Origin of the sequence: Bacillus zhangzhouensis (assembly GCF_000715205.1) — a bacterium.
GTDB classification, from domain to species: Bacteria; Bacillota; Bacilli; order Bacillales; family Bacillaceae; genus Bacillus; species Bacillus zhangzhouensis.
Window position 1 is genome coordinate 65,874 of the sequence record NZ_JOTP01000004.1, and the last position, 17,746, is coordinate 83,619.

Sequence of the window (17,746 nt, forward strand, 5' to 3'; positions counted from 1 at the left end):
TAAGCTTTTGAAATGGCTTGTTTAATTTTCGCGAAAAATCAGGTGATGAACATGAACGATGCAAACGAAACAATATTAATCGCTGGACTTGGTTTAATTGGTGGTTCCATTGCACTGTCAATTAAAAAAGAGTATCCTCATAAAAAAATTGTAGGCTACGATGTTTCCGAGGAGCAAATGGTTGCTGCAACAAAGCTAGGTATCATTGATGCAACAGCCGATTCATTCATAGCAGGTTTACATGAATCAGCAACCATTATTTTGGCAACGCCAGTCCAACAAACAGTCAAAATGCTAAGTGATATTGCAGCATCTGGTATTGAAAGAGAGCTCATGATTACTGATGTTGGTAGCACAAAGCAAAAGGTTGTCAATTTTGCTGAAAAAACGCTGCCTGGCCACTACCAATTTATCGGTGGACATCCAATGGCAGGCTCTCATAAATCAGGTGTTATTGCAGCGAAAGACTTTTTATTTGAAAATGCATTCTACATTTTAACGCCAGCAAAGGAAACGAATCGTCAGGCTGTTGATCGTTTGAAGGATTTGCTAAAAGGGACAAATGCTCATTTCATTGAGATGACCCCAGAAGAACATGACGCTGTGACAAGTGTTATTAGTCATTTTCCTCATATTGTTGCAGCTAGTCTTGTGCATCAAGCGCATCATTTTGAAGAACAATTTCCTCTTGTGAAACGGTTTGCTGCTGGAGGTTTTCGTGATATTACGCGAATTGCTTCAAGTAATCCTGCAATGTGGCGAGATATCCTTCTGCACAATAAAAACAAGATTTTAGACCGGTTCCATGAATGGAAAAAAGAGATCGACCGCATTGAGTCCTTTGTTCAGCAAGAAGACGCTGAGGGATTGTTCTCTTATTTTCAAGATGCAAAGGAATATCGTGATGGTCTTCCTCTGAGGAAAAAAGGAGCGATTCCTGCTTTTTATGATCTTTATGTGGATGTTCCGGATCACCCTGGGGTCATATCGGAGATTACAGGGCATCTAGCAAGTGAGAATATTAGTATTACAAATATCCGTATTATTGAAACGCGAGAAGACATTAACGGGATTTTACGCATTAGTTTTCAAACAGATGATGATCGCAAGCGTGCAGAAATCTGTATAAAAAATAGAGTGAATTACGATACATTTTATGCTGACTGAGGTGACAAACATGAAAATTCATAAAAATGCTCCTATGAACGGAGAAATTCATATTCCAGGCGATAAATCCATTTCTCATAGATCAGTGATGTTTGGTGCAATTGCTGATGGGACAACAGTGGTGAAAAACTTTCTTCCTGGAGCCGATTGTTTAAGTACGATTGATTGCTTTAGAAAGATGGGCGTTGAAATCGAACAAAAAGGTACAGATGTTATCATCCATGGCAAGGGACTGAAAGAGCTTAAGGAGCCGGCTGACATCCTCGATGTTGGTAATTCTGGTACAACCATTCGTTTAATGATGGGGATCTTAGCTGGTTGTGAGTTTCACAGTACATTGATCGGTGACGAAAGTATTGCCAAAAGACCAATGAAACGGGTGACAGATCCACTTAAACAACTAGGTGCCAAAATAGATGGCAGAGCAAACGGCGAGTATACGCCACTGTCTATTCGTGGTGGTAATTTAAAAGCCATCTCTTATAAGTCTCCGGTTGCAAGTGCACAAATTAAGTCTGCTGTCCTTTTAGCTGGACTTCAAGCAGAGGGAACGACGACGTTAACTGAACCACATAAATCAAGAGATCATACAGAAAGAATGCTCTCAATGTTTGGTGTATCACTACATGAAGATGCACAAAGTGTTTCAATCGAAGGTGGACAAACGTTAAAAGCAACAGATATATTTGTCCCTGGGGACATCTCTTCAGCTGCATTCTTCCTTGTAGCTGGATCTATCGTTCCTAACAGCCGGATTGTATTAAAAAATGTCGGCCTAAATAAAACAAGAACGGGTATTATTGATGTGCTGAAACAAATGGGTGCGAATCTTGAGATCAATGAAGTGGATGCCAAAGGCGGAGAACCATATGGTGATTTAACGATTTCTACCTCTTCATTAAAAGGAATTGAAATTTCTGGTGATATGATCTCAAGACTCATCGATGAAATTCCTATTATTGCGCTTCTTGCTACCCAAGCGGAAGGTACGACGATCATTAAAGATGCTGCTGAGTTAAAAGTAAAAGAAACCAATCGAATTGATACAGTGGTTTCTGAACTCAAAAAACTTGGTGCCGATATTGAAGCAACGGATGATGGAATGAAAATTCATGGTAAAACCACGCTTAAAGGCGACGCAGTCGTCTCAAGCTACGGAGATCACCGAATCGGTATGATGTTAGGTATTGCCGCATGTATCTCAGAACAAGCAGTCGAGATTGAAGATACAGATGCCGTGCGTGTATCTTACCCGAATTTCTTTGAACATATTGAATACTTAACGAAAACAGTCTGAGGATGTCCTCAGGCTTTTTCTTTCCTTTTGCATATTTGAAAGAAATATAGCATAGCTTGTCTCAAGGTGAAACCTTGAAAAAAATCATTTTGCCCGATAAAAAATGATTTTTGAGTGCCAGCAGTTTACAAATCGTCAGTTTCGTAAAGGATTAATTGAAAAAGAGTCTTTAAAACACTAAAATGGGTTCATTTTAAAAGAGCAACATATTTGCTGGATGTGTAGCTGTCGATTATGATATGAAGTAACAACAGTTTAGGTTTTTGGAAACAGAAAGGAACGGTTTGATTTGAATAGTTCATTACAAGAAGCCATAAAATTAGTTGAGGCAGGTGAGACTGAAAAAGGACTTCAAACACTTGCTCGAGCAGAAAAGCATTTGCACGATGAAGAAAAAGCGCAGGCAGCTCAGTTATATTATGACTGGGGAGATATCGACAAAGCGCGAAATCTCATCAGTGATTTACATGATATATATCCAGAGGAAACCGGATTAACGTGTTTTTATGCAGAGCTATTAATTGACTCAGATGAAGAAGAGAAGGCGATTTCTGTATTAGAAACGATTCCTGAAGATGACGATGCGTATCCAGAGAGTTTATTGTTAATGGCAGATTTGTATCAAATGCAGGGACTATTTGAAGTCAGTGAACAAAAGCTTTTAAAAGCGAAAGAACTACTTCCAAACGAAGCTATTATTGATTTTGCATTAGGTGAATTGTATTTTTCTCAAGGCCTTTCAAAGAAAGCAGCCGACTATTTCTACAAAGTTGCAGATCAACAAAATGAGGTTGGCGGCGTTAATGTATACCAGCGGCTCGCTGAATCGCTCAGCACAGCTGGAGAATTTGAGGATGCGCTTGAATGGTACGAAAAGGCAGTAAAAGATCAAGCAGACCCGAATACACTCTTTGGCTATGGATTTACAGCGATGAGAGCTGGCAGAACGAAAACAGCCATTCAGCAACTTTCAGAACTAAAAGATATCGATCCGTCTTATTCATCACTTTATATGCCTTTAGCGAAAAGTTATGAGGAAGAAGGACTATATCACGAGGCTTTAGAGGTAGTAAAAGAGGGTATTAAAGTTGATGAGTATAACAAAGAATTATATTTATATGGTGCAAAGATTGATTTGAAAAATGGTGATTCGGAAGATGCGAAAAAGTTGCTTCAAGAAGCACTTGCCCTTGATCCAGGATATATTGAAGCGATTCAAACATTGCTTGCGATCTATCTAAATGAAGAACTTTTTGATGAAATCCTTGATGTCATTAAAGAAGTTAAAAGCTTTGGGGAAGATGATCCAAAATGGAATTGGTATGCTGCATCTGCCTCTGTCGGACGAGAGGAATACAAAGAAGCAGCCGAGTACTTCAAGCTTGCACTGCCTGATTTTGATGAGGAACGTGACTTTTTATATGAATATGCTTCATTCCTTTTAGAAGAAGGCAGACAAAAAGAAGCCTTGCCGTTATTACGTAAAGTTCTTCAGAAAGATGGCACGAATGAAGAAATTGAAGAAACGATTTTAAGAATTGAAGACGAAATTTCCTTATAGTTTGCAGGAATGAAGTACTGGTTTGTTGAATAATTCATGTATAGCAATTTAATTTACGATAGAGGAGGGAATAACATGCAGACCCCTGTTTCTGTCAATGAAAAGAAGGAATTTATCCGGTGGTTCTTAAACCATTATCAGTTAAAGCGTAGAGAGTGTGTTTGGATATTAAATTATTTAATGAGTCACGACTCTTTGATGGAAAAGGTTCATTTTGTAGAGCAAGCAGAATTTTGCCCAAGGGGAATCATAATGTCAACACATTGTGTGGATGAAGTTCCCTTTAGATTTTATAAAGAAAACATCATGACGACAGATGCTGAAAAGTCATTTCATGATATTCGTTTGAATAAACAGCAAGATTTGTTTATTCAATTGAATTTCCGTTCTGCTTATCGTTCGCCGGAGTATGCAGCGGTTCTTGAAACAAACCCACATATTCCAAAGGACCTTTATGAAAATGAAAAAGATAAAGATCTTGCTGAGAAAGTGCTAGAGCACTCAATTGCTACTTTCCAAAAAGAACGACTTATGAAAGAAATAGATGAAGCACTTGACCGTCATGATCAAGAAACATTTAATAAGTTAGCAAAAGAATTAAGCCTATTATCATAAACTGAACCAATAAGCCTTGCCCTATACAGGCAGGGCTTATGTCATGAAAGAGGGGAAATAGATGAAGTTTCAGGCGGAGGATGCGGATCGCTTTTTGCAATCTAAAGATTACATTGATACCGCTATCATTCCATTAGTTGGAATTAACGCGAATCAAATTAAACAAACTGTGTCTTTGGGTGAGTTTACAATTCTTGTGGCAGAGGAACTTGAAAGACAGCTGAAAGGGCGGGTTTTTCTTTTTCCATCACATACATATTTAGAAGTAAATGATCGTAAACAAGAAGACATACTTGCGTACAAACAGTCCTTACAAGAGCATTTTCAGCATGTCGTGTTCATCACATCTGATCACAACTGGAAAGAGCATTCAGAAATCAGTGAATCACTATTTCTTTTGAAGCCGGTTCCGCTTGAGCACTTAAAGGTCGAATTAAAGCAAAAAATCATTCAAGACAGTGTTGAACAAATTTTGAACTTTTTGTTACAAAAATGGAACCCTTCATAAAAACCCTTACATTTGCATTGTACATAGCTTTTTAGGTTGTTGACCTTGTGAATAGATTGATATATTATGAGGGTGTCCTAGTTTTATGAAATTTTTTCTAATTCAGTTATAAAGTAGCTGACGACCTGAGGGGGGGAGAAAAAAATGAGCGAGAAGAGACATGGAGTGTCCAGGCGTCAATTTTTGAATTACACGTTGACCGGCGTGGGGGGATTTATGGCCGCTGGAATGCTCATGCCTATGGTTCGCTTTGCGCTTGACCCTGTGCTAAAAGGAACAGAGGATCAGGATATGGTTCAAGTTGTCAGTGTTGATGAACTGACGAAGGAACCGAAGCGCTTTGACTTTAAAATTGATCAAGTAGATGCGTGGTATGAGTCAAAGGAATCTAGGTCAGCATGGGTGTACAAAGATGGGGATGAAATTGTCGCTTTATCGCCAATCTGTAAACATTTAGGATGTACAGTGAACTGGAACAGTGATCCGAAAAATCCAAACAAATTTTTCTGCCCGTGTCACTATGGGCTGTACGACAAGGATGGTACAAACGTACCCGGAACTCCACCGCTTGCGCCGCTTGACCATTATAAGCAGCAAGTGAAGGACGGATACCTCTATCTTGGAAAAGCTGTGCCGAAAGGGGAAGGGTAACGATGCTTAACAAGATTTACGATTGGGTAGATGAGCGGCTAGACATTACACCGATATGGAGAGATATTGCGGATCATGAAGTGCCAGAGCACGTCAATCCAGCGCATCATTTCTCCGCTTTTGTGTATTGTTTTGGCGGTCTAACGTTTTTTGTGACAGTCATCCAAGTCCTTTCGGGCATGTTTTTAACGATGTATTATGTGCCGGACATTAAAAATGCATGGGAATCTGTCTATTATTTGCAAAATGAAGTGGCATTTGGTCAGATTGTTAGAGGAATGCACCACTGGGGTGCGAGTCTAGTGATTGTCATGATGTTTTTACATACGCTAAGGGTCTTTTTCCAAGGGGCGTATAAAAAGCCTAGAGAACTAAATTGGATTGTTGGTGTGCTCATTTTCTTTGTGATGCTTGGACTTGGTTTTACCGGTTATCTTTTACCATGGGATATGAAGGCGCTGTTTGCGACGAAGGTTGGTCTTCAAATTGCAGAAGCAACACCTTTCATTGGAAAAGAGATCAAAACGCTACTTGCAGGTCATCCTGACATTGTAGGAGCACAAACGCTGACGAGATTTTTCGCGATCCATGTCTTTTTCTTGCCAGCGGCATTATTCGGGCTGATGGCTGCCCACTTTATTATGATTCGTAAGCAAGGAATTTCTGGACCGCTATAAAATTTGCGTTTGATGAATGTTCAATGAGGAGGGGATGACTTTGCATAGGGGAAAAGGGATGAAGTTTGTCGGAGATTCTAGAATTCCGGCAGAAAGAAAACCTAACATACCTAAAGACTATTCCGAATATCCGGGGAAAACAGAAGCCTTTTGGCCGAACTTTCTTTTAAAGGAATGGCTTGTAGGTGCCGTTTTTTTAATTGGATTTCTTGTCCTAACTGTTGTTCATGCACCTCCGCTTGAGCGGATGGCTGATCCAACAGATACGGGCTATATTCCGCTGCCAGACTGGTATTTCTTATTTTTGTACCAGTTATTAAAATATGAATTTGCTGCAGGAAGCTATACTGTAGTTGGCGCGATGATTATGCCTGGAATTGCGTTTGGTGCACTTTTGCTCGCACCATTTCTTGATTCTGGTCCTGAACGCAGACCGTATAGAAGACCGATTGCAGTAGGGATGATGATCCTTGCAGTTGGTGCAGCAACCTATTTAACTTGGGAGTCTGTTGCTACTCACGATTGGGAAGCAGCTGCGAAACAAGGTGAAATTAAGAAAGAAGCGGAGATTGACACCTCAGCCGAAGAGTATAAAATTTATCAAGAGCAGACATGTATCTCCTGTCACGGGGATAATATGCAAGGCGGAGCAGCCGGACCGTCACTTGTTGATAACGGTCTTTCGCCTGAAGAAATTGCTAAAATTGCTGTAGAAGGAAAAGGTAACATGCCTAAGGGCATCTTTAAAGGCAGCGATGAAGAACTTGAAAAGCTCTCTAAATATTTATCTGAGGTCAAATCTAAATAATTCAGTTGTTTAAAAGCAAGTACAAGGATATACTCAAAAGAGAAAAAAGCTGGCGCTGTCAGCTTTTTTCTGATTTTAACAGATCGTGAGTGAAGAGACATATGAGATGGATTCAATATTTGTTAGCCACGCGCTACATGCTTGTGCTGGTGCTTATTGTTAATTTCCTTGGCACTGTGTACGGCTATTATTGGTATATTCCGCAGCTCGTAGAGACGCCGGCTATCTTTTTAGCTTTTGTTCCAGACAGCCCAACGGCAAGCTTTTTCTTTTTATTTGTATTACTTGCGTTTCTGATGAAGCGTCACGCTCCTTATTTTGAAGCGCTCGCGCTTGTGACCTTGATTAAATATGGGTTATGGGCTGTCGGAATGAATATTTTTGTGCTCGTTTCGGTTGATGATTTCCCGTGGGAAGGCTACATGCTAATTGGGTCTCACTTTGCGATGGCGGTTCAGGCTGTATTATATGCGCCGTATTATCGTTTTCAGATGCGCCACTTAGTTGTAGCTGGCATTTGGATTTTACATAATGATGTGATTGATTATGTGTTTGGTATGATGCCCCGGTATTCAATGCTTTCTGCATATTCGAATGAGATCGGCTATGTCACGTTTTGGTTGAGTATCGCTGTTCTTCTTGTTTCGCATTATCTCGTTCTATCGAAAAAATCGATCAAGCTAGAACTCCCTTAACAATGTTGGTCTAACCTTGTCCTTTTCTTCATACGCTGTATGGAGAAGGGCTAGGAGGGACTTGCATGAAACGAAAGCCAATCGCGATGATTCTATTATTTTTTCTCGTATTACATCCAGCTGTAGCTAAAGGTGAGGAAACAGCCGCTAAAACGCTGCAAGAATTAACGGAACTATCAGATTCAATCTTTCAATTAACGAGACAAGCTAAATATGATGAGGCATTACAGGTCGCATTGTATGTTGAAAAGACATTTAAAGCTGAGAATTGGCGTGGAACGCTGACAAATACACAGGTTCGGCAAATTACACTTGGCTATCAAGATATCATTAAAGGGCTCCCGCAGGAAGAATTGAATGAGCGCGAAAAGCTTCGTTATGCTTCTCAGTTTAGAATGCTGATCGATGCGATTCAATCGGATTCTGAACCTCTTTGGGGTTCCCTGGAGAAGCCCATAATGGGGTCTTTTCCTACGTTGAAAAAGGAAGTGAAAGATCCAGAGTCCACAACGTTCTATGAAACTTGGAATGAGCTCGTTTCTTTATACGATATGATTTATCCGAGTTTAACCATCGATATTTCGCCTGAAAAGCTTCAGACGATTAAGCAGCACATGGAAGTGATCGAACAAGGTGAATTTTTAAAAGCTTCGAGTGGGACAAAGCTTGAGCGTCTCACAAAGCTGGAAGAGGATTTATCTAGTGTATTTGCTAACGTCGATCAAGATGAAGCCGATCCATCGCTGTTATGGGTCATTTTAACAACAGGCAGTATGATTTTACTCACTTTAACGTATGTTGGATTTCGGAAATACCGTGCTGAAAAAGAGAAGAAACAAAAGCGGCAGGCTGATTATCCAAAATCATGAAAAAAGAAGCACCATTTTTGGGCTTCTTTTTTTAATGGGGATTGAGCGGCTTTTTGTGTTCATCTAATGTGAAGCCTTCACCGAGTACGTCATGCACGTCACTCACTGATACAAACGCATGAGGATCAACTGAGGTCACGACGCTTTTGAGGTGGACAAGCTCATTTTTTGGAACGACACAATAAAGGACATTGCGTTCCTGTTTCGTATAGGAACCGACACCTTTTAAAATGGTCACACCGCGTTCCATTTCTTCAGTGATTTTCTTTTGAATGATGTCATCCTTTTCAGAAATAATCATCGCTCCTTTGGCTGCGTAAGCGCCTTCTTGCATGAAATCGATCACTTTCGCAGCAACAAATACTGCTACGAGTGTATACATGGCTTCTTTGTAATTTAAATAGGTGAGAGAGATGGTAATGACGCATGCGTCGAAGATAAACATCGTTCTGCCCATTGCCACATGATAATGCTTGTTGATCAGTCTTGCGATAATGTCCACGCCGCCTGTTGTACCGCCGAATTTAAAGATGATCCCGAGGCCTGTTCCGATAAAGACACCTGCAAAGAGTGCGGCTAAGGCTAAATCGTGTTGGAGAGGCATATGTATTTGAAAGCGCTGGAAGATGGCAAGGAAGACAGAAAGACTGACGGTTCCTACAATTGTATAAGTAAACATCGTTCTGCCGAGCATTTTCCAGCCGATAAAAAAGATCGGAATGTTTAAGACAAGGTTTGAAATGGATGGGTCAATGTGAAATAGAAAATATAAAAGCAGTGTAATACCTGTAAATCCGCCTTCTGCCAAGTTGTTCTGCATATTAAAATGAACAAGACCGAAAGAAAAAATCGCAGATCCTATTAAAATAAAGACGATATTTTTAAGACGAATTTCTTTTAGCAAGAGATCACTCCTTTTTTTGCTTAGACAGCGATAATATTATATGGTATGGGAGAGAAACAAGCAAACTGAGTTTTAAACATTTGTCAAATATTTATGATTTCGCTAACATGTAAGAGACGGATAGGAGGATGAGCTTCATGACGAATGAAAAAACGCTGCGTCACGTGCAGCAAGAAGTAGATGATTACATAGGACAATTTAAAGAAGGCTATTTTAGCCCACTTGCCATGATGGCCCGTTTGACTGAAGAATTAGGCGAGCTGGCAAGAGAGGTTAACCATTATTATGGAGAAAAGCCGAAAAAAACAACCGAAACGGAAAAAAGCATGGAAGAAGAAATTGGTGATGTATTGTTCGTGTTAACATGCCTGGCCAATTCACTCAATATATCACTTGAAGAAGCTCATGATCGTGTGATGCATAAATTCAATACTAGAGACAAAGACCGCTGGACGAAAAAAGAAGGGAAGTAGAGACGATGACGAACCAAACCATCAAAGTAGTAATCGCTGGAGCAAGAGGAAGAATGGGGATAGAGGCTGTCAAGCTAGCAGAAGAAACAAGCCATTTTGAGCTAGTGGCAGCACTTGATCACGCGCACGAAGGAAAAAAATTATCTGACGTGATTCATACGACATCTGATGCGCCAATTTATACAGATATTGATGTGTGTCTTTCAGAGACAGCACCTGATGTATTAATTGATCTGACGACACCAGAAATTGGGAAAGTACATACAAAAAAAGCTCTTGAACACGGCGTGCGTCCAGTGGTAGGCACAACTGGTTTTTCAGAAGCTGACTTGAAAGAGCTTCAGCAATTAACAGAAGAAAAGGGCATAGGCTGTATTATTGCACCTAACTTTGCTGTCGGTGCCGTTTTAATGATGAAGTTTGCTAAAATGGCAGCGAATTACTTTCCTGACGTTGAAATCATTGAGCTTCATCATGATAAAAAATTAGATGCCCCGAGCGGTACTGGGTTAAAAACGGCTGAAATGATTGCAGAAGTAAGAGAAAGCAAAAAGCAGGGACACCCTGAAGAAAAAGAATTAATCGAAGGCGCACGAGGAGCAGATTATGATGGCATCCGTCTGCACAGCGTAAGGCTTCCAGGCATGATTGCACATCAAGAAGTGCTGTTTGGAATGGACGGACAGACGCTCACAATTCGTCATGATTCTTATAACCGTGCGTCATTTATGTCTGGTGTGAAGCTTTCAGTAGAACAGGTCATGCATATTGATCAACTTGTCTATGGCTTAGAAAATATTATCGACTAATAAGGAGTGGATTCCTGATGAACATTGCTTTAATCGCTCACGATAAGAAAAAAAGTGACATGATTCAGTTCGCCATTGCGTACCGTGATATTTTGGCAGATCATACACTTTATGCAACAGGGACAACAGGTTTGAGAGTGAAAGAAGCGACGGGGCTTCCCATTCATCGTTTCCAATCAGGACCACTTGGAGGAGATCAGCAGATTGGTGCCTTGATTGCTGATAATGCAATGGATCTTGTGCTCTTTTTTAGAGACCCGCTAACCGCGCAGCCACATGAACCGGATGTATCTGCACTTATCCGGCTTTGCGATGTGTATGCCATTCCATTGGCCACGAATATGGGCACAGCTGAAATTTTAGTCAGGAATTTAAATAAAGGTACGTTTGAATTTCGAGATGTAGCAAAAAACGGAGGAACAAATGAAACGACTTGATATCCTTGCATTCGGTGCCCATAGCGATGATGTAGAAATCGGAATGGGTGGAACGATTGCAAAATACGTAAAAAAAGGGGCGCGTGTCGGAATTTGCGACTTGACCCAGGCTGAATTATCATCGAATGGAACGGTAGAGAGCCGGAAAGAAGAGGCAAAAGCAGCCGCCGCCATTTTAGGTGTGACGACTCGAATTCAGCTCACGCTGCCAGATAGAGGGCTGCATTTGAATGACGAAGCGATGAAGGAAATTGCGGGCGTCATTCGAACATACAAACCAACACTTATTTTTGCTCCGCACCACCAAGATCGACATCCTGATCATGGTCATGCGGGTTCACTTGTAGAAGAAGCAGCTTTTTCTGCAGGTATACATAAATTTGAAGATTCATACAAGCAGCCAGCGCATAAAATAAGCCAGATGTATTATTACATGATTAACGGCCATCATCGTCCAGATTTTGTGATCGATATTTCTAGTGAGATGCAACAAAAAATCGATAGCTTACATGCGTATAAAAGTCAATTTGTCAAAACGCCGAATTCAGTGGAGACACCTCTTGTGAATGGTTATATTGATTTTGTCAAAATGAGAGAGTCTATGTATGGAAGGGAAGTCAATAAAGCTTATGCAGAAGGGTTTTTGACAAAGAAACCACTTTTGATGGATGATGACTTACTTGGGGGGTAATTATGAAAAAACTGAAGATCGGAATCACTTGTTATCCAAGTGTTGGCGGTTCGGGCATTATTGCCACAGAGCTTGGAAAACGTTTAGCTGAAAAAGGGCACGATGTTCATTTCATTACCTCAAGCATTCCGTTTAGACTCAATAAAGTGTATCCGAATATTTATTTTCATGAGGTGGATGTCAATCAATATGCTGTTTTTCAATATCCACCTTATGACCTTGCACTAGCAAGTAAATTGGCGGAAGTCGCAAAACGAGAGAAGCTCGATATTATTCACGCGCATTATGCGGTCCCTCACGCCGTCTGTGCGTTCTTAGCCAAGCAAATGACGGGACACACAGTAAAAGTCGTTACCACGCTTCACGGGACGGATATTACGGTTTTAGGCTATGATCCATCATTAAAGGAAGTGATTCGGTTTGCCATCGAATCATCGGACCGGGTAACAGCTGTGTCGCATTCATTAGCTGCACAGACGTATGATCTGATTAAACCGGATAAAAAAATCGATACGATCCATAATTTCGTCGATGAGCGTGTGTATTTGCGTGAAGATCACGAAGTGCTGAAGAAACATTATGGTCTCATGCAGGACGAAAAGGTCATCATCCATGTATCGAACTTCCGAAAGGTAAAGCGGGTGCATGACGTGATTCATGTCTTTAAAAAGATTTCTGACCAGGTGCATGCAAAGCTGCTGCTTATTGGTGATGGTCCTGAAAAGTCGGTCGTATGCGATCTTGTGAAAAAGCTGGAACTAACTGACCGTGTGTTGTTTTTAGGAAAGCAAGAGAAGGTAGAGGAGCTTTATTCAATTAGTGATTTGAAGCTGCTCCTTTCTGAGAAGGAGAGCTTTGGGCTTGTACTTCTTGAAGCAATGGCCTGCGGTGTCCCTTGTATTGCAACAGATGTTGGCGGAATTCCAGAGGTCATTGCACATGGAGAGACAGGATTTCTTGTCCCGCTCGGTGATATAGACGGGGCAGCAAATCATGCGGTGTCGTTACTTAAAGACAAAGCGCTCCATGAGCAAGTGTCAATGGCAGCCCAGTCTAGTGTTCAGACCAATTTCTCTTCTGAAAAAATTGTGAGAGAATATGAAGAGCTTTACCTAGAATTGATCGAAGGTGATGATGAAGATGAATGAACCATTCACACATGCGATCCCTATTTTACATACACTGCACGAACATGGTTATCAGGCTTACTTTGTTGGTGGAGCGGTGAGAGATGTTCTTTTAGATCGAGAAATCGGGGATATCGATATTGCGACAGATGCAACGCCTGATACAGTGGAGTCTTTATTTGAAAAAACAGTTGATGTTGGCAAGGAGCATGGCACAGTTATAGTTTTACATGATGGGGTCAGCTATGAGGTCACGACGTTTCGAACTGAGTCAGAATATGAAGATTTTCGCAGACCTAAAGAAGTGGAGTTTATCACATCATTAAAGGAAGATCTTTTAAGAAGAGATTTAACAATCAATGCGATGGCCATGGATATAAATGGCGAGATCATTGACCATGTAGGGGGCAAACAGGATATTGAGCGGAAACGAATTCAAACTGTTGGAGATCCCGCTTGCCGCTTTGAAGAAGATGCGCTTCGCATGATGAGAGCCGTCCGTTTTTTAAGCCAGCTCGGTTTTGAGCTCGCTGCTGAGACGGCTGATGCGATGAAAAAAGATAAACACCTGCTTGCCAACATATCTGTTGAGCGCAAAAAGATTGAAATGGAGAAACTTTTAAAAGGGCGCTATTGTAAGCAGGCCATAAAGGTTCTCATTTCAACCAAATTGTATGAAGAATTGCCAGGTCTCCAAGAGGGAAGGCTCAATGAATCCTTTCAAGCATTCCCGTATTATTTACTGGACGGACTAGAAGAGGTATGGGGCGCTTTCATTCATTTGCTCGGTCTAGATGAGACGGAGGCTGTGTCCCTCTTAAAAGAATGGAAGCTGTCAACGAAGCTTTTGAAAGAGTCGGTTGCCATTAGCAAATACATCGATTGTGATTGGGATGCGGAGAAGATGTTTGAAGCTGGTGAACACGTGCTATTATCTAGTTTGAAAATCACGCAGTTAAAACATGAGCGCCGCATTTTCTTTGATGAGCTGGAGGCGGCAAAGCATTCATATGATGCGCTCCCTATTAAAAAGCTCCAAGACCTTGCTGTTTCAGGAAAAGATTTAATGGCTTTTCGGCAGAAGGCATCAGGTAAATGGATTGCAGAAGAGCTTCATTTCGTGAAAAAAGCGGTTCTGCAAAACCGTTTGGAAAACCGAAAAGAAGCCATAGAGGAGTGGCTCATAGCATGCGATCAGCAATTAGAAAACGATTAATTGAACTATTTACAACATCTGATCAAGATTTTGTCTCGAGCCAGCAAATATGTGATGAGCTTGGTTGCTCCCGAACGGCTGTATGGAAGCATATAGAGGATTTGCGAAAAGAAGGCTATGAGGTAGAAGCCGTTAGGAGAAAAGGATACCGCCTGCTTCGTAAACCGGACAAAATTAGCGAGGACGAAATTCTTTTTGGTTTGAAAACAGAGGGATTTGGCAGGCACATTTACTTTCAAGAAGAAGTCGCTTCAACTCAGCTGATTGCCCATGATCTTGTAAATGAAGGAGCGCCTCATGGCACGCTTGTTGTCAGTGATCATCAGACAAACGGAAAAGGGCGCCTTCAAAGAACGTGGCATTCACCAAATGGGACAGGCATTTGGATGAGTCTGATTATCAGGCCTGAAATTCCGCTCTACAAAGCGCCGCAAATGACGCTTTTAGCATCTGTAGCCATCACAGAAGCAATCGCGCTTCAAACAGGACTCAGTCCATCGATTAAATGGCCAAATGATATTCTGTTAAACGGAAAAAAAGTTGTTGGCATTCTAACTGAATTAAAAGCAGAAGCTGACCAGGTTCATGCGGTGATTATTGGTCCAGGCATTAATGTGAACCAAACGGCGGATGATTTCCCTGATGAACTAAAGGATATCGCCACAAGTTTGCGAATAGAACTGAATGAAAAAGTAGATCGAGCTGCACTGATTCAAAACATCATGTCCACCTTTGAAAAAAGGTATGAGGATTATATGAAGCATGGATTTGCCCCGATCAAACAATTATGGGAATCGTTTACGATGACTATCGGTAAACGTATTGTCGCGCGCACCGTCAATGGGCAATATAATGGAACGGCGCTTGGAATCAATGATGAAGGTGTCTTATTACTGGAAACGGCGGACGGTATCCAAAAAATCTATTCCGCAGACATAGAGATCAAGTCAACTTAAGTGGAACACCCGGTCCATTTTTGATATACTTCGTGTGGGCAGTATCTGTAAAAGAACTGTACCTGTTAGGAAGAAAAATTTAATCAATTTCTGCCTAGATCCTAAGGGACTTGGACAGAGGGATGATTCGCCGCGCATGAGAGAAAAGAACATGTGATGCGAGGCAAGCCATCTCCTCTCCAGAATGAGGAGGAACAAATGAAGACAAAGCTAGATTTTTTCAAAATGAAAGAACAAAACGAACCTATTGTGATGCTGACAGCATACGACTATCCAGCTGCTAAGCAAGCGGAAAAAGCGGAAGTCGACATGATCTTAGTTGGTGATTCACTTGGGATGGTTGTACTTGGACTTGATTCCACAGTACAAGTGACGATGGATGATATGATCCATCACACAAAAGCAGTCAAAAGAGGCGCAAAAGACACATTTATTGTGACCGATATGCCATTTATGTCTTATCATTATTCATTAGAAGAAACGATGAAAAATGCAGCACGGATGATGCAAGAAAGCGGTGCTGATGCCTTAAAGCTAGAAGGCGGAGATGGCGTGTTTGAATCCATTCAGGCTTTAACAAGAGGTGGAATTCCTATTGTCAGTCATTTAGGCCTCACACCTCAATCAGTTGGTGTGCTTGGTGGGTATAAAGTACAGGGGAAAGACCATGAGAGTGCTAAAAAATTAATTGAAGATAGTCTGAAATGTGAGGAAGCAGGTGCGATTGCACTTGTGCTAGAATGTGTACCTGGTGAACTGACAAAACGTATTACCGACATGCTGAAAATCCCTGTCATTGGAATTGGTGCAGGAGCTGAAGCAGACGGACAAGTTCTCGTTTACCATGATGTGGTAGGATACGGGGTGTCTAGAACACCTAAATTTGTGAAACAATACGCGCAAATTGATGCTGTACTAGAAGAAGCGCTCATTCAATATACAAAAGAAGTAAAAGCACGTACATTCCCAGAGGACACGCACACATTTCATATCAAAGAAGAAGTCCTTGATGGTTTATATGGGGGAATCAAAAAATGAAAGTTGTCACCCATAATCATGAACTAAAAGAACTGACGAAGCAGTATCAAAAAAAGCAGCATTCCATTGGCTTTGTTCCAACGATGGGCTTCCTTCATGAAGGGCATTTGACTTTGGCGAAAGAGGCAAGAGATCAAAATGACATCGTGGTGATGAGCATTTTTGTCAATCCTTTGCAATTTGGACCGAACGAAGACTTTGACTCGTATCCGAGGGATATCAAAAGAGATCAGCGCCTTGCAGAGGAAGCAGGAGTGGATATTTTATTTACACCTGATGTGAAGGAAATGTATCAAGATGAACCATCTATTACGATGACGGTTCAAAAACGGACAGATGTCTTATGCGGGAAGAAGCGTCCAGGGCATTTTGACGGTGTTGTTACTGTACTCACAAAGCTATTTCATCTTGTTTCACCAACAAATGTATACTTTGGTCTAAAGGATGCACAGCAAGTCGCTGTGATAGATGCGATGATCAAGGATTTCTTCTTCGATCTTCACCTTGTGTCTGTTCCAACGGTTCGAGAAGAAGACGGTTTAGCAAAAAGCTCAAGGAATGTCTATTTGTCTGAAACAGAAAGACAAGAAGCACCCGCTCTATACCGGGCATTAAAAAAGGGACAGGCAGCTGTTGAAAAAGGTGAACGTGATATACATCGTATGTATCAGGTGGTTGAAGAGGAGCTTCTTCAAACAAGTGGAGAAATTGATTATATTGAGATCTACTCATATCCCGAACTCGAACCACTTGAACAATTAGCAGGTAAGGTCATTATTGCAATTGCAGTGAAATTCTCACGCGCAAGACTGATTGATAATGTGATTTTCCATGTTCCTGAAAGCGGTGAAAAACATGTATAGAACCTTTATGACCTCTAAACTCCATAAAGCGACTGTGACAGAAGCAAACTTACATTATGTAGGCAGTATTACAATCGATGAAGATTTACTTGATGCGGCAGGCATGATGGCAAATGAGAAAGTGCAAATTGTCAATAATCACAATGGAGCTAGACTTGAAACATATATTATTCCTGGTGAAAGAAAAAGCGGTGTCATCTGTCTAAATGGTGCGGCAGCGAGATTGGTTCAGCCAGGGGATGAAGTCATTATTATCGCTTATGGGATGTTGTCAGATGAAGAAGCAAAGACACATACACCTAAAGTGGTCGTGTTAAATAAGCAAAATCAAATTGAACAAATGATTGGGCAAGAGCCTGCGAGAACGATTTTATAACGCACGCT

The 17,746-nt window shown here is 41.1% G+C and carries 21 protein-coding genes; 20 read left to right on the forward strand and 1 reads right to left on the reverse strand.

Translation table 11 applies throughout. The annotated features are described in order from the left end of the window. Window positions 1-51 precede the first annotated feature (51 nt). From BA70_RS04835 to ypjB, 10 genes are all read left to right on the forward strand, one after another. Entirely contained in the window at window positions 52-1,167 is a 1,116-nt protein-coding gene (locus BA70_RS04835; RefSeq protein WP_034318937.1) for a prephenate dehydrogenase, read from the forward strand. 10 nt (window positions 1,168-1,177) lie between these two features. Further along, window positions 1,178-2,464: a 3-phosphoshikimate 1-carboxyvinyltransferase gene (aroA, locus tag BA70_RS04840; RefSeq protein ID WP_034318940.1), complete on the forward strand. Its 1,287-nt coding sequence runs from the start codon at window positions 1,178-1,180 to the stop codon at window positions 2,462-2,464. A gap of 289 nt (window positions 2,465-2,753) precedes the next feature. Next, window positions 2,754-4,025 (forward strand): tetratricopeptide repeat protein, encoded by a 1,272-nt coding sequence (locus BA70_RS04845; RefSeq protein WP_034318942.1) that lies wholly within the window; start codon window positions 2,754-2,756, stop codon window positions 4,023-4,025. A gap of 75 nt (window positions 4,026-4,100) precedes the next feature. Beyond that, on the forward strand, window positions 4,101-4,640 hold the full coding sequence (locus BA70_RS04850) for a ReoY family proteolytic degradation factor (RefSeq protein ID WP_008344562.1): 540 nt from the start codon (window positions 4,101-4,103) through the stop codon (window positions 4,638-4,640). Between the two features lie 61 nt (window positions 4,641-4,701). After that, window positions 4,702-5,148 (forward strand): YpiF family protein, encoded by a 447-nt coding sequence (locus tag BA70_RS04855; protein WP_034318945.1) that lies wholly within the window; start codon window positions 4,702-4,704, stop codon window positions 5,146-5,148. A gap of 144 nt (window positions 5,149-5,292) precedes the next feature. Continuing rightward, window positions 5,293-5,799: a ubiquinol-cytochrome c reductase iron-sulfur subunit gene (locus BA70_RS04860; protein ID WP_034318946.1), complete on the forward strand. Its 507-nt coding sequence runs from the start codon at window positions 5,293-5,295 to the stop codon at window positions 5,797-5,799. Between the two features lie 2 nt (window positions 5,800-5,801). After that, entirely contained in the window at window positions 5,802-6,476 is a 675-nt protein-coding gene (gene qcrB, locus BA70_RS04865; RefSeq protein WP_003215804.1) for a menaquinol-cytochrome c reductase cytochrome b subunit, read from the forward strand. A gap of 40 nt (window positions 6,477-6,516) precedes the next feature. Beyond that, the gene (locus tag BA70_RS04870) at window positions 6,517-7,284 is read left to right on the forward strand and encodes a menaquinol-cytochrome c reductase cytochrome b/c subunit (RefSeq protein WP_034318947.1); all 768 of its coding nucleotides are present in this window, start codon (window positions 6,517-6,519) and stop codon (window positions 7,282-7,284) included. A gap of 101 nt (window positions 7,285-7,385) precedes the next feature. After that, entirely contained in the window at window positions 7,386-7,979 is a 594-nt protein-coding gene (gene lhaT / locus BA70_RS04875) for a lipoprotein heptaprenylglyceryl N-acetyltransferase LhaT (RefSeq protein ID WP_034318949.1), read from the forward strand. Window positions 7,980-8,044: 65 nt separating this feature from the next. Continuing rightward, window positions 8,045-8,848, forward strand: coding sequence for a sporulation protein YpjB (gene ypjB, locus BA70_RS04880; RefSeq protein WP_034318951.1), 804 nt, complete (start codon window positions 8,045-8,047; stop codon window positions 8,846-8,848). A gap of 31 nt (window positions 8,849-8,879) precedes the next feature. Here the strand turns inward: ypjB and BA70_RS04885 are convergent, their stop codons facing one another. Continuing rightward, window positions 8,880-9,752, reverse strand: a complete 873-nt coding sequence (locus BA70_RS04885; RefSeq protein ID WP_034318953.1) for a YitT family protein — start codon at window positions 9,750-9,752, stop codon at window positions 8,880-8,882. A gap of 137 nt (window positions 9,753-9,889) precedes the next feature. Between BA70_RS04885 and BA70_RS04890 the strand changes: the two genes are divergently transcribed. The 10 genes from BA70_RS04890 to panD all read left to right on the forward strand — a co-directional run bounded on the left by BA70_RS04890 (window position 9,890) and on the right by panD (window position 17,738). Beyond that, a complete protein-coding gene (locus tag BA70_RS04890) occupies window positions 9,890-10,225 on the forward strand; it encodes a nucleotide pyrophosphohydrolase (RefSeq protein WP_008344575.1) in 336 nt (111 codons plus the stop codon). Window positions 10,226-10,230: 5 nt separating this feature from the next. Further along, the gene (dapB, locus tag BA70_RS04895; RefSeq protein WP_034318954.1) at window positions 10,231-11,034 is read left to right on the forward strand and encodes a 4-hydroxy-tetrahydrodipicolinate reductase; all 804 of its coding nucleotides are present in this window, start codon (window positions 10,231-10,233) and stop codon (window positions 11,032-11,034) included. A gap of 17 nt (window positions 11,035-11,051) precedes the next feature. Continuing rightward, entirely contained in the window at window positions 11,052-11,471 is a 420-nt protein-coding gene (gene mgsA / locus BA70_RS04900) for a methylglyoxal synthase (RefSeq protein ID WP_034318955.1), read from the forward strand. After that, window positions 11,458-12,162 (forward strand): bacillithiol biosynthesis deacetylase BshB1, encoded by a 705-nt coding sequence (bshB1, locus tag BA70_RS04905; RefSeq protein WP_034318958.1) that lies wholly within the window; start codon window positions 11,458-11,460, stop codon window positions 12,160-12,162. Before mgsA ends, bshB1 begins: the two co-directional genes overlap by 14 nt. Before the next feature lie 2 nt (window positions 12,163-12,164). Next, window positions 12,165-13,310 (forward strand): N-acetyl-alpha-D-glucosaminyl L-malate synthase BshA, encoded by a 1,146-nt coding sequence (gene bshA / locus BA70_RS04910; RefSeq protein WP_034318961.1) that lies wholly within the window; start codon window positions 12,165-12,167, stop codon window positions 13,308-13,310. Beyond that, window positions 13,303-14,505, forward strand: coding sequence for a CCA tRNA nucleotidyltransferase (locus BA70_RS04915; protein ID WP_034318964.1), 1,203 nt, complete (start codon window positions 13,303-13,305; stop codon window positions 14,503-14,505). The genes bshA and BA70_RS04915 overlap by 8 nt, the downstream gene beginning before the upstream one ends. Continuing rightward, window positions 14,478-15,461 carry a bifunctional biotin--[acetyl-CoA-carboxylase] synthetase/biotin operon repressor gene (locus BA70_RS04920; protein ID WP_034318967.1) on the forward strand — a complete coding sequence of 328 codons (984 nt, stop codon included), beginning with the start codon at window positions 14,478-14,480 and terminating at the stop codon, window positions 15,459-15,461. The genes BA70_RS04915 and BA70_RS04920 overlap by 28 nt, the downstream gene beginning before the upstream one ends. Window positions 15,462-15,659: 198 nt before the next feature. Continuing rightward, window positions 15,660-16,499, forward strand: a complete 840-nt coding sequence (gene panB, locus BA70_RS04925) for a 3-methyl-2-oxobutanoate hydroxymethyltransferase (protein ID WP_034318970.1) — start codon at window positions 15,660-15,662, stop codon at window positions 16,497-16,499. After that, window positions 16,496-17,362 (forward strand): pantoate--beta-alanine ligase, encoded by an 867-nt coding sequence (gene panC / locus BA70_RS04930; RefSeq protein ID WP_034318973.1) that lies wholly within the window; start codon window positions 16,496-16,498, stop codon window positions 17,360-17,362. Before panB ends, panC begins: the two co-directional genes overlap by 4 nt. Then, entirely contained in the window at window positions 17,355-17,738 is a 384-nt protein-coding gene (gene panD / locus BA70_RS04935) for an aspartate 1-decarboxylase (RefSeq protein ID WP_034318975.1), read from the forward strand. The genes panC and panD overlap by 8 nt, the downstream gene beginning before the upstream one ends. Window positions 17,739-17,746 lie beyond the last annotated feature (8 nt).